We start from the raw sequence: 13,022 nt of genomic DNA on the forward strand, positions 1-13,022 counted from the left end.
GGAGAGAGGATGCAGGCATGCGGGATTTCGAGTCTTCGACCTTGTGGCGCATCAGCGCCTTCCAGCGCCAGCGCGACGCGCACGGGCCGCTGCCGTTCTCGCGCGGCGAAGGGCCCTCGCTGCTGTCGACGACGCTGCTGGCCGACCTGCGCCGGCTCGAGCTGGACCCGGCCGCCGGCGACGCGCTGGAGGTGGTCGCCGCCTGCGTGCGCCACCGCGAGGCGGCGCTGGTCTGCCTGGAGTGCCCGCCCTGGGTCTGGCCGCTGACGCTGTTCCCGCAGCAGCAGCTCTACCACGCGCCGCGCGACCTGCCCGAGATGCAGCCGCCGCCGCGGCTCGCGGTGCTGCGCGTGCTGGGCGTCGAACGCCCGGGCATTCGCACGCCCGGGCACTGGCTGCAGGAACGCGGCGCGCCGGGCGCCGGGCGCTACCGGCCGATCGAGCCGCTGCTGTGGCGGCTGGCGATGGAAGGCCCGCGGCGGCGGCCGCTGAGCGAGATCGGCGGCCGCGCCGCCTACCGGCTGGCCGCCGGGGCGCTGGAGACCCTGCCCGAGGCCGGCGGCGCGCTGCGCATGGTGATCTCGCGGCTGAAGCAGGAGACGGCGGCGCTGAAGTCGATCGCCGTCTGGCCCGGCATGAGCCTGGAACGCGCCAGCCGGCTGCTGAACGCGCTGTACCTCGTCGGCGCGCTGCGCGTCTCGCGCAGCCACCCGGCGGCGCGCGACGAACCGCTGCCGCGCTGGTGGCAGCCCTGAATCAGGCCGCGTCGCGGATCGCTTCGGGCTGGCCCAGCAGTTCGTCGATCAGGCGGTCCTTCTCGGCCCACTGCTGTTCGACCCAGGCCGTCAGGCGGCGGCGGTAGCTGCGGTCGAGCATGTGGTCGGCCTGCTCGACGAGTTCGGTCGGGATCTCGAGCTCGCGCACGCGCACGGCGATGTCGCCGACGCGGCCGCAGAGCAGGTCCCAGAAGGTCGGTGCGCCGCTGCGGTAGACGATGGTCACGTCCAGCAGCGCCTGGAACTGCTCGCCCATCGTCGCCAGCGCGACGCCCAGGCTGCCGATCTTGGGCTTGAGCAGGTGGCGGTAGGGGCTGCCCATCTCGTCGTGCTTGGCCTGCGTGTAGCGCGTGCCTTCGAAGAAGCTGATCACCGAGGTCGGGATGCGCTTGAACTTCTCGCAGGCTTCGCGCGCCGACTTCAGGTCGGACTCGCGCGAGTTGCGGCCCTTGCCGCGCTTCAAGAACGGGAAGTCCAGCGCCCACCAGGCCAGGCCGATGACCGGCACCCAGATCAGCTCGGCCTTCAGGAAGAACTTCAGGAACGGGATGCGGCCGTGGAACACACGCTGCAGCACCAGGATGTCGACCCAGCTCTGGTGGTTGCACGACACCAGGTACCAGCCGCGGCGGTCCAGGCCGTCGACGCCCTGCACGTCCCAGCGCGCCCGCGAGGACGCGGCGATCCAGGCGTTGTTGTTGCCGACCCAGCGGCCGGCCAGCGCATTGAGCAGGCGGTCGCAGGCCTGGCGGACCGGGCCGCCGCGGAAGACCAGCTTCAGCAGCGCCGGCGGCATCATCAGCGAGAAGACAGCGACGGTGTTCAGGCCGACGGCCAGGGCGTTGAAGACGCCACGCAGGGAAGACATCGCTGGGATTACCCCGGGGGGAGAGTGACGGGAACCCGCGATTGTCGGGGCAGACACCCGCCCGCGCATGACCGGTCGCAAGTCGCGGGGCGTGACGATCGGCTTCAGCCGGCGTCCACACGCTGCTTCAGCAGCGGCAGCACGCGCCGGAACGCCGGGTCGCGGCAGTCGTGCAGCCACTCGAAGGCGACCATTTCCACCGAGACGATCACCGCGCCGGCCTGGCGCAAGCGCGCCATCGCCAGCACCTTGTCCTCGGCCGCGCGCGAGCCGCAGGCCGGCTCGACGACGAAGACCTCGTAACCCGCACGGCACAGCCCGAGCGCGGTCTGCAGCAGGCAGACGTGGGCCTCGCAGCCGGCGACGACGATCTGCCGCGGCGCGCGCGGCAGCGCCCGCAGCGCCTCGACCAGGCCGTCGGCGCAGGCGTCGAAGTGCGTCTTGGCCAGCGTCGTGTCGCACAGCGCGCGCAGCGCCTCGTCGTTGGGGCCCAGCTTCGCCGGGTTCTGCTCGGTGCCCAGCACCGGCACGGCGAGTTCGCGCGCGATCTCGGCCAGACGCTGCGCCCAGGCCAGCACATGCGCGCCGTCGTCGATCGCTGGCATCAGCCGGCCCTGGTAGTCGACGAGCACCAGCGCCGAAGACGCGCGGTCCATCGCTTGCATCGGGGAACCTCCGGTCACGGGGGAATCGGTCGGCGGTGGCCGCCGCCGCGGCGATCATACGGAGTGCCCACCCGCCTCCGGAGCGCCCGCGATGCCCGATCCCGCCACGACCCCGGCCGAAACCGCCCTGATCACCGGCGCCTCCTCGGGCATCGGCGAAGCGCTGGCGCGCCGGCTGGCTTATGAAGGTTTCGCGCTGGTGCTGGTCGCGCGGCGCCAGGCCCGGCTGGACGAACTCGCCGCCGGCCTGCGCAGCGAGCATGGCGTGCGGGTCGATGCGATCGCCGCCGACCTGTCGGCGCCGGGTGCGGCCGAGGCGCTGGCGGCCACGCTGGCGCGCAAGCGTCGCCGCATCGACCTGCTGATCAACAACGCCGGCGTGCTGGAGCACGGCCAGTTCATCGACACGCCGACGGCACGCCATCGCGAACTGGTGGCGCTGAACATCGGCGCGCTGATGGAGATGCTGTCGGCCTTCGTGCCGGCGATGGTGTCGCGCGGCCGCGGGCGCGTGCTCAACGTCGCGTCGACCGCGGCTTTCCAGCCGGTGCCGGGCCTGGCGACCTACGCCGCGACCAAGGCTTTCGTGCTGTCGCTGACCGAGTCGCTGGCCGAAGAGCTGCGCGGCAGCGGCGTCACCGCCACGGCGCTGTGCCCCGGCATCACCGCGACCTCGATGCTGGAGACCGCCGCCGCGCGCAACCCGCGGCTGGCCCGGCTGCCGCAGGCCCTGGTCGGCGACGCCGACGCGGTGGCCGCCGAAGCGGTGCGCGCCTGCCTCGCGGGCGACGTCGTCTGCGTGCCGGGCTGGATCAACCGCGCGACGACGATGGCCGTTGGCGCGACCCCGCGCGCCTTGATGCGGCGCATCGCCGGCGTGCTCGGCCGGGCGACGCTGTGAGGCGAAAACGCGGCCCGCGAAAAAAGTGCTTGCAAGTTTTCGCAACCGCGCTATAGTAGCGGGCTCGGTCAGCAATCAAACGCAAGTCGATTGCAGACCACTGGAGTGGTAGTTCAGTTGGTTAGAATACCGGCCTGTCACGCCGGGGGTCGCGGGTTCGAGCCCCGTCCACTCCGCCAACGATTCGAGCCCCAGAGGGAAACCTCTGGGGCTTTTGTCGTTCTGGCGCGCGCATTTCGCCCGGCTCTTGGGCGCCCCTCCCAATCGCTGCCTTGGGATCACAAGTCGGCGAAGCGCGGCAGCAAGTCCTGGTCGACCAGCCGAATCTCGATGGCGTTGGCGATCCTGACGTGCTCGGGGTTCTCGTCCGAGAACGGCTCGTCAGTGACGCTGACGATGATCGTGCCGAGTTGCTTGTCTCTGCCCTTCCCGCAGTCGCCCAGGACGGGCACGAGAGCACGAGCCTCCGGCACCTGCCGAGGGTTCAGCACTCGGGGCAGGTAGAGCATCCAACTCGCTCCGAGCCTGTCTTCAAACACCTTGTGGTCGCTGTACCAGAAGGGCCCGAACGTCGCGGCGTTCGGATGCCAGATCGATACCGCCTTCTTCAGCCAGGAGACGGGTGTCTGCCAATCCGTCACCTCTGGCTCGAGCCTCAGCGAAAACTCGATGGCATCCGGCCGCCCCACGGCATTCGCCCGAGACGAGAGGGTGGCATTTTCGGATGCCGATTCGGCGCCGTTCCACAAGGAGATCGCGCGGAAATCGAGGACACCCTGGCTTCGCTGTTCCAGTACCGTCAACGCCGAAGCGGTCGGGCCATCGGCATTGAATGCCTCGTACAACAGCGCATCCGCCCTGTCCCTGTCCGAGGAAATCAGCCAACGCCGGAAGAGAGGAGAAAAGTCCTCGACGGCACGTGAGAACTCATACAACTCCTGCAGTTGAGTCGGCACGTCGATCAAGGCCGGCTGCGCTCGGCGGAGGAACAACTCCATTGCGGGGGTCGATTTCATGGCAGAAACACCACCTCAAGATCAGGGTACGCGGCCTTGATGACTCGCGAGAAGTAACGGTAGCTGATCGGCTCCATGAAATGCCATCGAAGCTGGACAGGAGGACGCGGACGAGCGGCCGTTGCCTGGCGGTAAGCCTCCGCGATGAGAGTTTCCGCCCCAGCGGCCCACCAGCCGCGAACCTGCCTGAACTCATCGAAAAACTGGTCATACCTCGCCTTGGCTTCCTTCAACAGACATCGAGCTGAATCGAAACCATCGAAGTTGACGCCGCCGAAAAGCCACTCGGTAATGAAACCGGGGCCTGCAGACATGCCCCCGATGCGCGCCTGGTAAGCAATCGAGATCTCCGACCAACCCACCGTCGAGCGGTTGAACGGCTCACCTCGGTCCGGCGCGCAGTCGGGACACTTCTCGCGGGACTGCGTGAGCGCATCGCCGCGTGCGACCGGCGTGGATGACACCCCGTCCGCTTGCTCCCGGCGCTTTCGCGCCTGCTCCTTCGCCATCTCGCCGGCCGCGTCACCAACGACCACCACACCGAGTGCCGCCAGCACCCGGACCCCACGGCTTCGATCAGCGGAATCGCCAAGGCCGCCATCACCCCCCTCCGTCGAGCTTGTGCTTCATGACGGCGTCGAGGTCGTCGAGCCGCTGTTCCGGCGTCGCGCCGGGCTTTCGCAGGTAGCGGTCGACCAGCGGATCGTCGTGGATGCGGGGCGCATCCGCCGCCAGGACCATCAGCCTCACGATGTGCGGCGTGCTGTTGAAGCCTGCCCGGGCGGCGTAGTCGTAGGCCTGCTGCATGCGCACCAGGATCGTCTGGCGGCCCGGGTGCTCCTGGGCGTCAGGCCGGTTGGCCAGGAACCCGTCGCACACGGCTGCGACGAAGCGCTTTGCTTCGTCCCTGTTCAAAGCCAGCCACTGCAGCTCAGTGAGCTTCAGCACGATGCCTCCCGATCACGACGCGCCGCCCTTCGTGCAGCAGGTGCCACTCATGGACGTGGCCGAAGAGCTCTCCGTGCTGTCGGGCGTCGAGCGTTTGCGCGAGGTCGACCAGCACCCGCGGGTCCCAGAAACGGAGCAGAGCTCGGCGTCCGTCCGGCAGACCCAGGTCGAGCCGCAGTTGCGGCAACTGCCCCAAACCTTCGAGGTCCTGCGCCGCGATCAGCCAGCTCAGCGCCGGCCCATCGTGCTCGAGCCTGAGGAGGTCACGGACCATGCCGTCAGCCACGAGGCCGGTATCACCAGCCAAGGGCCAGCGTGAGCCAGCGCGGCGTCCGGCGTGCCGTCGAACAGCGCGAACAGCCCCGGTCCGGGCCGCAGCCGCTTGCAGAAATGGCTCTGGTACTGCACGCCGTCGACGAGCGCATACAGCCGCAATGCCGGCCAGGTTTCGTGCAGCGACTGCCACCGGACTCGCACGTCGGACATCGTCAGTCCCGGATGACGATGGCACTGCCGAAGTGCGCTGCCTTGCGCAGGCAATCGAGGCAGATGCCCGAGTCGGTGGGCGCCGCCAGCTCGGATGCCACGGCCAAGGCCTCGGCATGGCCCGCAGCGTCGCCCCGCGAGGACTCGTCGGCCCAGGTGGTCGTCGCTTGGTTGGAGAGGAGGCGGGCGCCACAGTCCGTGGTGTCCAGATGGCGGGCGTAGCCGCGCCCTGCGGCGTCCAACACGTCCGGCGCTCCCGAGCGGATCGCGAACACGTCTTTGCACCGGGGGCAAACCACCCGATCGCCGACCCGCGCCATCGCCTTGCCGTGCACGACGCTGCCGAGGTCGGCGTTGATGACCGTGCCACCGTGGCTGGTCTTGTCGCCCAGGACGATGAAGGGCCTTGTCATGCGTGGCCCCGCCCGGGCCGGCTCGCACTGCGCCAGAAAACGGACTCGCCCATCGGTTGACCTCGTCGGATAAGGAGAGATGCGATTCGCAACGAGCTCCGCGCACTCGCAAGGCATCGGCAGGCTCGCGCCAGGACATTGCACGTTGGGTGCGGCGCGTCCCGCAATGCCCCAAGAGCGGCCTCCCTCCACGGGGCGAGGCGGGTGGCCGCGCGTCGTGTCATGACGTGGACGGGGAACGCCGCCCTGGGCACTTCCGACAGCCCCGCGCTTGACCTTGCCATCATGGCAAGGTCGACGATGGCTCCGGTCCACAATGCCGATCGGAGCCGACGATGAGCACCGCCACCCCCACCCGAGACGCCGAGCCGCTGACCCTGCAGGTTACCGGCATGAGCTGCGCGTCCTGCGTCGCGCGTGTCGAACGCACGCTGAAGAAGGTGCCCGGCGTGCACGAGGCCAGCGTCAACCTGGCGACCGAGCATGCCGCGGTGCGCGCCGAACGCGGCGTCGGCGCCCAGGTGCTGGCCGATGCGGTGCGGCGCGCGGGCTTCGGCGTCGCCACGGTCGAGACGCGGCTGAAGGTCGAGGGCATGACTTGCGCGTCGTGCAGCGGCCGGGTCGAACGTGCACTGTCGCGGCTGCCCGGCGTGATCTCGGCCAGCGTCAACCTGGCGACCGAGACCGCGACAGTGCAGGCGCTGTCGACGCTGCCGGTGCCGGCGCTGGTGGCGGCGGTCGAAAAAGCCGGCTACGGCGCCCGCCCCGCCGACGAAGGGCGGCCTGCCGCCGCGCCGCGCTGGCCCGAGTGGGCCCCGGCGGCCGCCAGCGCGGCGCTGACGCTGCCGCTGGTGGCGCCGATGGTCGCGGCGCTGGCCGGGCGCGACGCGATGCTGCCCGGGCTCTGGCAGCTGCTGCTGGCCAGCGTCGTGCAGTTCGTCTTCGGCGCGCGCTTCTACCGCGCCGGCTGGAAGGCGCTGCGTGCCGGCAGCGGCAACATGGATCTGCTGGTCGCGCTCGGCACCTCGGCCGCCTGGGGGCTGTCGACCTGGCTGCTGGCCACGCACGGCGGCGGGCACGCCATGCCGCACCTGTATTACGAAGCCTCGGCCGCGGTCATCACGCTGGTGCTGCTGGGCAAGTGGCTGGAGACACGCGCCAAGCGCCAGACCGGCGAGGCGATCCGCGCGCTGCAGGCGCTGCGCCCGGCGACGGCGCGCGTGCGCCGCGACGGTGTCGAGCAGGACGTCCCGGTCGAGGCGGTTCGTGTCGGCGAGCTCGTCGTCGTACGCCCGGGCGAACGCCTGCCGGTCGACGGCGAGATCGTCGAAGGCCGCAGCCATCTCGACGAATCGCTGATCACCGGCGAGAGCCTGCCGGTGGCGCGCGGCCCCGGCGAACGTGCGACCGGCGGCTCGGTCAATGCCGACGGCCTGCTGGTCCTGAAGACGCTGGCCGTCGGCACCGAGACGACGCTGGCGCGCATCATCCGCCTCGTCGAGTCGGCGCAGGCGGCCAAGGCGCCGATCCAGCGCCAGGTCGACCGCGTCAGCGCGGTCTTCGTACCGGTCGTGCTGGGCCTGGCGACGCTGACCTTCGCCGGCTGGTCGCTGGCCGGTGCCGGCGTGGAGACGGCGCTGATCAACGCCGTCGCGGTGCTGGTCATCGCCTGCCCGTGTGCACTGGGCCTGGCGACGCCGACCGCGATCATGGTCGGCACCGGCGTCGCCGCGCGCCACGGCATCCTGATCCGCGACGCCGAGGCGCTGGAGACCGCGCACGCCGTGCAGGTCGTCGCCTTCGACAAGACCGGCACGCTGACCGAAGGCCGGCCGGCGCTGGCGGCCATCGAACCGGCGCCCGGTGTCGACACGGCCGACGTGCTGCGTGCTGCCGCGGCCTTGCAGCAGGCCAGCGAACACCCGCTGGCGCGTGCCGTGATGGAACGCGCCGCGGCCGACGGCCTGCAGCCGCCGCCGGTGCAGGACGCGCGCGCCCAGCCCGGCCGCGGCGTCGAAGGCCGGGTCGACGGCGCCGAACTGCGGCTGGGCAGCACACGCTGGATGACCGAACTGGGCCTCGAGGCGGGAGCGCTGTCGCCCTCCGCCACGGCGCACGAGCAAGCCGGCCGCAGCGTCTCGTGGCTGGCACGCACGGCCGCCGACGGCCACCTCGAAGCGCTGGCGCTGCTGGCCTTCGGCGACATCGTGAAGCCCGCGGCGCACGACGCCGTCGCGCGGCTCAAGGCCGCCGGGCTGCGCACCGTGATGCTGACCGGCGACAACCGCGGCAGCGCCGAAGCCGTGGCCACCGCGCTCGGCATCGACGAGGTGCGCGCCGAGGTGCTGCCGGGTGACAAGGCCGCCGCCGTGCAGGCGCTGCGCGCTGGCGGCCTGCGCGTCGCGATGGTCGGCGACGGCCTCAACGACGCGCCGGCGCTGGCCGCCGCCGACGTCGGCATCGCGATGGCCACCGGCACCGACGTCGCGATGGAGACCGCGGCCGTGACGCTGATGCGTGGCGACCCGCGCCTGGTGGCCGACGCGATCGACATCTCGCGCCGCACGACGGCCAAGATCCGCCAGGGCCTGTTCTGGGCCTTCGCCTACAACGTGCTCGGCATCCCGCTGGCGGCCTTCGGCCTGCTGAGCCCGGTGGTCGCCGGTGCGGCGATGGCGGCGTCCAGCGTCAGCGTCGTCACCAACGCCTTGCTGCTGCGCCGCTGGCGGCCGGCCGGAGAGTCGCGATGAACATCGGCGAAGCGTCGGCAGCCTCGGGCGTCAGCGCCAAGATGATCCGCCACTACGAACGCATCGGCCTGCTGCCCGAGGCGGCGCGCAGCGCGGCCGGCTACCGGCGTTACGACGAACGCGACGTGCACACGCTGCGTTTCGTGCGCCACGCACGCGACCTCGGCTTCCCGCTGGAGCGCATTCGCGAACTGATCGGCCTGTGGCACGACCGCGAGCGCCCCAGCCGCCAGGTCAAGGCGCTGGCGCGCGAACACCTGGCGGCGATCGACGCCAAGCTCGCCGAGCTGCAGGCGGTGAAGGCGACACTCGAACGCCTGGTGCAGTGCTGCCACGGCGACGAGCGGCCGGATTGCCCGATCCTCGACAGCCTGGCCGGCGAGCGCCCGGCCGCCTGAGCCGGCACGGTGCTACGCTCGCCGCCATGAAGGCCTTGCGCGTCTGGATGTTCGTGCTGCTGGCCGCGCTGCTGCCGCTGCGCGGCTGGGCCGCGTCCGGGCTGCCGACGCCGGCATCGCCGTGCGCACCGGCTGCGATGTCGCACGACATGATGGCCATGGCCGATGAAGCGCCGGCCGATCCTTGCTGCAGCGATGCGCAAGGCGACGGCTGCGGCCACGACGCCGGCACGCTGTGCGCCGCGCACTGCGCCGCGGTGCCGCTGGCCGGCACCGCCGCGGCGCTCGTCGTCGCCACGCCCGGGCCGGCAGCCGCCGTCTTCCCGCCGGCGCCCGCACCGCGCGACGGCCACGTGCCCGACGGCCTGGAACGACCTCCAAGAGCGGCCTGAGGCCGCCACGGGCCCTGCCCGTCCCGCTCGTCCACGCCGCGCGTGGACCCCGCACGATCTCTTGGAGTCCCTCTTGAAGAACCGAATCCTCCAGCCGGCGCTGCTGTGCGCCGCCGCCCTTTTCGCCATGGCCGCCCAGGCCGACGCCGGCCACGAACACGGCGGCGCCCATGCCACCGCCCACGCCCACGACGCCGACACCCCGTACGGCCGCCCCGGCGACGCCGCCAGGGCCCAGCGCACGGTGCGCATCGTGATGAGCGACACGATGCGTTTCGACCCGGCGACGATCACCGTGCGCCGTGGCGAGACGGTGCGTTTCGTCGCCGCCAACGGCGGCCGCGTCGAGCACGAGTTCGTGCTCGGCAGCGCCGCCTCGCTGAAGGCCCATGCCGAAGAAATGCGCGCGATGCCCGACATGCAGCACGCCGACCCCGGCGCGGTGCGCGTCGCCGCCGGCGCCAGCGGCGAAATCGTCTGGCAGTTCACGAAGGCCGGCAGCTTCGAGTTCGCCTGCCTGATCCCCGGCCACTTCGAGGCCGGCATGGTCGGCAAGGTGGTGGTGCGATGAAGCGGCGCGAACTGTTCGTGGCGGCGCTGGCGGCCGCCGTGCCGGCGCTGGCCTCGGCCGCGGCGCCGGCGCTGCCGCCGGTGCAGGTCTGGAAGAGCCCGACCTGCGGCTGCTGCGGCGCCTGGGTGACGCACATGCGCCAGGCCGGCTTCGCCGTCGAGGTGCACGAGGTGCAGGACATCGACGCCTCGCGCCGCCAGCTCGGCATGCCCGCGGTCTACGGCAGCTGCCACACGGCGCGCGTCGGCGGCTACCTGCTCGAAGGCCACGTGCCGGCCGCCGAGGTCAAGCGCCTGCTGGCGATGAAGCCGCTGGCGGTCGGCCTGGCGGTGCCGGGCATGCCGGCCGGTTCGCCGGGCATGGAGATGGGCGCGCAGCGCGATGCCTACGAGGTGCTGCTGGTCGAAAAAGGCGGCGCAGCGCGCGTGTTCGCCCGCTACAACGGCGCCTGATCGGGTGGCGCGGCGGCGGCGAAGCCTTCGCGCCGCCGCCGCTTCGGTGGTGTAATCGCCAAAAGTCCAAGCGCCTCCGCGACCGACCGATGAACGATTCGCCGCTGCCTGTCCGCGAAACTGCCGGCCCCGACGCGCCGGCCGGAACGCCGCTGCGCGCCGTCCGTCGCCGGCCTGGCTGACGCCGATGGACAGGCCGGCCTCGTACGAACTGGCGCTGCTGGAGTTCCTCTATCGAGCGCCGGTCGCGATGCTGCAGACCGATGCAGACGGCCGCGTCCAGCTTCTGACACCGCGCGCCGCGCAGCTGCTGCTGCCGCTGGCCGGCGCAGACCGGCTGGACAACCTGTTCGACGTGCTGGAGCCGACGCTGCCGTCGCTGCGCGCCGAGGTCACCGCGTTCGACGCCCCGCACGGCACGGTCTTCGAAGGCCGCCGCGTGACGCTGCGCCTGCCCGGCACGCCGCCGCGCGACCAGGTGCTGGCTCTGGGCCTGCTGAAGATCGACGAAGACCGCCTGGCCGCCTGGCTGGTCGACGTGACCAGCGACGAGCACGAGCGGCTCGCGCTCGCCGAACACCTGGCCCTGGCCACCGAAGCCGCCGGCATCGGCACTTTCGAGCTGCGTTTCGACGGCGCGGCGCCGCTGCACTTCAACGCCCAGAGCTTCCGCCTGTTCGGCCATCCGGACCTTGGCGACGCACGCGCCGTGGTGCGCGAGACGATGTCGTCGGCGGAGATCCGCCGCCTGGCGGCCTGGCTGGAGCCCTTGCGCGACGGCCGGGAGTCGGAGACGGTCGAGTTCGGCATCCAGCTGCCCGATGGCCAGCCCCGGCGCCTGGCGGCCAAGGGGCGGCTGCGGCGCGGCTGTGCCGGTGGCGGCAAGGCCGTGGTCGGCGTCATCTGGGACGTCACCGGCCAACGCCAGGCCGAGGCCGCCGACGAAGCGCGACGTGTCGCCGAGCGCGCCAGCCGCGCCAAGAGCGAGTTCCTGTCGCGGCTGGGGCACGAGATCCGCACGCCGCTCAACGCCATCGTCGGCTTCGCGCAGATGCTGCAGCGCGGCGCGGTCGTGCCGCTGGCGCCCGAGCATCGCCAGGCCGTGGCTCACATCGCCGACGCCGGGCGCCACCTCGAACGCCTGATCGCCGACCTCACCGACCTGTCGCTGATCGAGGCAGGCACGGTGCGGCTGAACAGCACCGCGATCGACCTGCGCTCGGTCGTCGACGAGGTCCTGCACGAGGCCCAGAGCACGGCCTCGGCACGCCGCGTGCAACTGCGCTGCGAGCTGCCCGACGGCCGGCTGCAGGTGCTGGCCGACGGCACACGGCTGCGCCAGGTGCTCGCCAACCTGGTGTCCAACGCGATCAAGTACAACCGGCTCGACGGCGAGGTCGCCGTCGCCGTGCGGCTCGAAGCCGGCCACTGGCGCATCGCCGTCGCCGACACCGGGCTGGGCATGTCCGAGGCCCAGCGGGCGGCGCTGTTCGAACCGTTCAACCGGCTGGGGCGCGAAGCCAGCGGCATCCCCGGCACCGGGATCGGCCTGGTGCTGACGCGCGAACTGGTCGAGGCAATGGGCGGCACGCTGGAAGTCGACAGCGAACCGGGCCGCGGCAGCGAGTTCTGGTTCGCCCTGCCCGCCGCCGCCGGCGCCGTGGCGCCGCCTGCGCCGCCCCGGGCCCTGGTCTCGCGTCCCGACTTGCGCGGGCGCGTGCTGGCCGTCGAGGACAACCCGGTCAACGCGGTGCTGCTGCAGAGCTTCTTCGCCTGGCGGCCGGGAGTCGAGCTGGTGATCGCGGTGAGTGCCGCCGAGGCCTTGGCGCTGGCCCGCGAGACGCCGCCCGACCTGCTGCTGCTGGACCTGTTCCTGCCGGACCGGCCCGGGCTGGACCTGCTGCGCGAACTGCGCGACAGCGAAGGGCTGTCGACGCCGTGCATCGTCGTCTCCGCCAGCGCGATGCCGGCCGACGTCGAGGCCGCGCGCGACGCCGGCATCGACCTGTACCTCACCAAGCCGCTGGACGTCGACCGGCTGCTGCACGCGGTCGACACGCTGCTGGGCGCGATCGCCTGATTCAGCCGATCGTGTCGATGCGGCGATGCAGCGCCGCCAGCACCGCCGGCAGCGGTGCGCCGGCCGGCGGCTGCGGCAGCACCTCGCCGTCGAACTGCTGCTCGTAGGCGCCGCGCCAGACACGCGCGCGCCAGCGCATGACGCCGGCACCGGCCGGGGCGGCTTCGCCTTCGTAGCAGTACTCGTCGGTCGTCAGGGCATGTATATGGCGGCCCTGGAATCGGGTGAGATTGTCCACGCGGCCCCAGGGGCAAGCGTCATGCCGGGCACCCGGTTTGCCGCCCCGGCGCACACCCAATCCTCGGC

17 protein-coding genes and 1 tRNA gene are annotated in these 13,022 nt (G+C 71.8%); 9 read left to right on the forward strand and 9 right to left on the reverse strand.

Features of this window, described 5'->3' with window-relative positions; genetic code table 11:
- The first annotated feature begins 17 nt into the window (after positions 1-17).
- The gene (locus RGE_RS17610; protein WP_014429806.1) at positions 18-755 is read left to right on the forward strand and encodes a hypothetical protein; all 738 of its coding nucleotides are present in this window, start codon (positions 18-20) and stop codon (positions 753-755) included.
- A 1-nt stretch (position 756) separates the two neighbouring features.
- On the opposite strand, the gene RGE_RS17615 is transcribed toward RGE_RS17610, so the two are convergent.
- Both RGE_RS17615 and RGE_RS17620 read right to left on the reverse strand, forming a co-directional pair.
- Positions 757-1,644, reverse strand: coding sequence for an acyltransferase (locus RGE_RS17615; protein WP_014429807.1), 888 nt, complete (start codon positions 1,642-1,644; stop codon positions 757-759).
- Between the two features lie 104 nt (positions 1,645-1,748).
- Positions 1,749-2,309, reverse strand: a complete 561-nt coding sequence (locus RGE_RS17620; protein WP_014429808.1) for an isochorismatase family protein — start codon at positions 2,307-2,309, stop codon at positions 1,749-1,751.
- A 91-nt stretch (positions 2,310-2,400) separates the two neighbouring features.
- On the opposite strand from RGE_RS17620, the gene RGE_RS17625 reads away from it, so the two are divergent.
- Positions 2,401-3,210, forward strand: a complete 810-nt coding sequence (locus tag RGE_RS17625) for an SDR family NAD(P)-dependent oxidoreductase (protein ID WP_014429809.1) — start codon at positions 2,401-2,403, stop codon at positions 3,208-3,210.
- A 102-nt stretch (positions 3,211-3,312) separates the two neighbouring features.
- Positions 3,313-3,389, forward strand: a tRNA-Asp gene (locus tag RGE_RS17630).
- Positions 3,390-3,488: 99 nt separating this feature from the next.
- Here the strand turns inward: RGE_RS17630 and RGE_RS17635 are convergent.
- Genes RGE_RS17635 through RGE_RS17655 form a run of 6 tightly spaced genes read right to left on the reverse strand, consistent with a single transcriptional unit; the run spans position 3,489 to position 6,073 of the window.
- Positions 3,489-4,226: an immunity 52 family protein gene (locus RGE_RS17635; RefSeq protein ID WP_014429810.1), complete on the reverse strand. Its 738-nt coding sequence runs from the start codon at positions 4,224-4,226 to the stop codon at positions 3,489-3,491.
- Positions 4,223-4,783: a restriction endonuclease fold toxin 5 domain-containing protein gene (locus RGE_RS17640; RefSeq protein WP_014429811.1), complete on the reverse strand. Its 561-nt coding sequence runs from the start codon at positions 4,781-4,783 to the stop codon at positions 4,223-4,225. The genes RGE_RS17635 and RGE_RS17640 overlap by 4 nt, the downstream gene beginning before the upstream one ends.
- Before the next feature lie 43 nt (positions 4,784-4,826).
- On the reverse strand, positions 4,827-5,174 hold the full coding sequence (locus RGE_RS17645) for a hypothetical protein (RefSeq protein WP_014429812.1): 348 nt from the start codon (positions 5,172-5,174) through the stop codon (positions 4,827-4,829).
- Entirely contained in the window at positions 5,158-5,448 is a 291-nt protein-coding gene (locus RGE_RS24700; RefSeq protein ID WP_232504950.1) for a DUF4123 domain-containing protein, read from the reverse strand. Before RGE_RS24700 ends, RGE_RS17645 begins: the two co-directional genes overlap by 17 nt.
- On the reverse strand, positions 5,403-5,660 hold the full coding sequence (locus RGE_RS24705; protein ID WP_232504951.1) for a DUF4123 domain-containing protein: 258 nt from the start codon (positions 5,658-5,660) through the stop codon (positions 5,403-5,405). The genes RGE_RS24700 and RGE_RS24705 overlap by 46 nt, the downstream gene beginning before the upstream one ends.
- 2 nt (positions 5,661-5,662) lie before the next feature.
- Complete coding sequence (locus RGE_RS17655; RefSeq protein WP_014429814.1) at positions 5,663-6,073, reverse strand: PAAR domain-containing protein; 411 nt, start codon at positions 6,071-6,073, stop codon at positions 5,663-5,665.
- Positions 6,074-6,408: 335 nt separating this feature from the next.
- Between RGE_RS17655 and RGE_RS17660 the strand changes: the two genes are divergently transcribed.
- The 6 genes from RGE_RS17660 to RGE_RS17685 all read left to right on the forward strand — a co-directional run bounded on the left by RGE_RS17660 (position 6,409) and on the right by RGE_RS17685 (position 12,716).
- Positions 6,409-8,823, forward strand: coding sequence for a heavy metal translocating P-type ATPase (locus tag RGE_RS17660; protein ID WP_014429816.1), 2,415 nt, complete (start codon positions 6,409-6,411; stop codon positions 8,821-8,823).
- Positions 8,820-9,221 carry a Cu(I)-responsive transcriptional regulator gene (gene cueR / locus RGE_RS17665; protein ID WP_014429817.1) on the forward strand — a complete coding sequence of 134 codons (402 nt, stop codon included), beginning with the start codon at positions 8,820-8,822 and terminating at the stop codon, positions 9,219-9,221. The genes RGE_RS17660 and cueR overlap by 4 nt, the downstream gene beginning before the upstream one ends.
- A gap of 26 nt (positions 9,222-9,247) precedes the next feature.
- Positions 9,248-9,613, forward strand: a complete 366-nt coding sequence (locus RGE_RS17670; protein ID WP_014429818.1) for a hypothetical protein — start codon at positions 9,248-9,250, stop codon at positions 9,611-9,613.
- Between the two features lie 73 nt (positions 9,614-9,686).
- A complete protein-coding gene (gene copI, locus RGE_RS17675) occupies positions 9,687-10,184 on the forward strand; it encodes a copper-resistant cuproprotein CopI (RefSeq protein ID WP_014429819.1) in 498 nt (165 codons plus the stop codon).
- Positions 10,181-10,636, forward strand: a complete 456-nt coding sequence (locus RGE_RS17680; protein ID WP_014429820.1) for a DUF411 domain-containing protein — start codon at positions 10,181-10,183, stop codon at positions 10,634-10,636. The genes copI and RGE_RS17680 overlap by 4 nt, the downstream gene beginning before the upstream one ends.
- 187 nt (positions 10,637-10,823) lie before the next feature.
- On the forward strand, positions 10,824-12,716 hold the full coding sequence (locus RGE_RS17685; protein WP_014429821.1) for a hybrid sensor histidine kinase/response regulator: 1,893 nt from the start codon (positions 10,824-10,826) through the stop codon (positions 12,714-12,716).
- Between the two features lies 1 nt (position 12,717).
- On the opposite strand, the gene RGE_RS24140 is transcribed toward RGE_RS17685, so the two are convergent.
- A complete protein-coding gene (locus RGE_RS24140) occupies positions 12,718-12,954 on the reverse strand; it encodes a hypothetical protein (RefSeq protein ID WP_148280221.1) in 237 nt (78 codons plus the stop codon).
- Positions 12,955-13,022: the final 68 nt, after the last annotated feature.

Source organism: Rubrivivax gelatinosus IL144 (assembly GCF_000284255.1).
GTDB lineage: Bacteria > Pseudomonadota > Gammaproteobacteria > Burkholderiales > Burkholderiaceae_C > Rubrivivax > Rubrivivax gelatinosus_A.

Bases quoted from the DNA above. Each gene is read 5' to 3' on its own strand.
- RGE_RS17610 (WP_014429806.1), top strand. From the start codon at position 18: ATGCGGGATTTCGAGTCTTCGACCTTGTGGCGCATCAGCGCCTTCCAG.
- RGE_RS17615 (WP_014429807.1), bottom strand. From the start codon at position 1,644: ATGTCTTCCCTGCGTGGCGTCTTCAACGCCCTGGCCGTCGGCCTGAAC.
- RGE_RS17620 (WP_014429808.1), bottom strand. From the start codon at position 2,309: ATGCAAGCGATGGACCGCGCGTCTTCGGCGCTGGTGCTCGTCGACTAC.
- RGE_RS17625 (WP_014429809.1), top strand. From the start codon at position 2,401: ATGCCCGATCCCGCCACGACCCCGGCCGAAACCGCCCTGATCACCGGC.
- RGE_RS17635 (WP_014429810.1), bottom strand. From the start codon at position 4,226: ATGAAATCGACCCCCGCAATGGAGTTGTTCCTCCGCCGAGCGCAGCCG.
- RGE_RS24700 (WP_232504950.1), bottom strand. From the start codon at position 5,448: ATGGTCCGTGACCTCCTCAGGCTCGAGCACGATGGGCCGGCGCTGAGC.
- RGE_RS24705 (WP_232504951.1), bottom strand. From the start codon at position 5,660: ATGTCCGACGTGCGAGTCCGGTGGCAGTCGCTGCACGAAACCTGGCCG.
- RGE_RS17655 (WP_014429814.1), bottom strand. From the start codon at position 6,073: ATGACAAGGCCCTTCATCGTCCTGGGCGACAAGACCAGCCACGGTGGC.
- RGE_RS17660 (WP_014429816.1), top strand. From the start codon at position 6,409: ATGAGCACCGCCACCCCCACCCGAGACGCCGAGCCGCTGACCCTGCAG.
- cueR (WP_014429817.1), top strand. From the start codon at position 8,820: ATGAACATCGGCGAAGCGTCGGCAGCCTCGGGCGTCAGCGCCAAGATG.
- RGE_RS17670 (WP_014429818.1), top strand. From the start codon at position 9,248: ATGAAGGCCTTGCGCGTCTGGATGTTCGTGCTGCTGGCCGCGCTGCTG.
- RGE_RS17680 (WP_014429820.1), top strand. From the start codon at position 10,181: ATGAAGCGGCGCGAACTGTTCGTGGCGGCGCTGGCGGCCGCCGTGCCG.
- RGE_RS17685 (WP_014429821.1), top strand. From the start codon at position 10,824: ATGGACAGGCCGGCCTCGTACGAACTGGCGCTGCTGGAGTTCCTCTAT.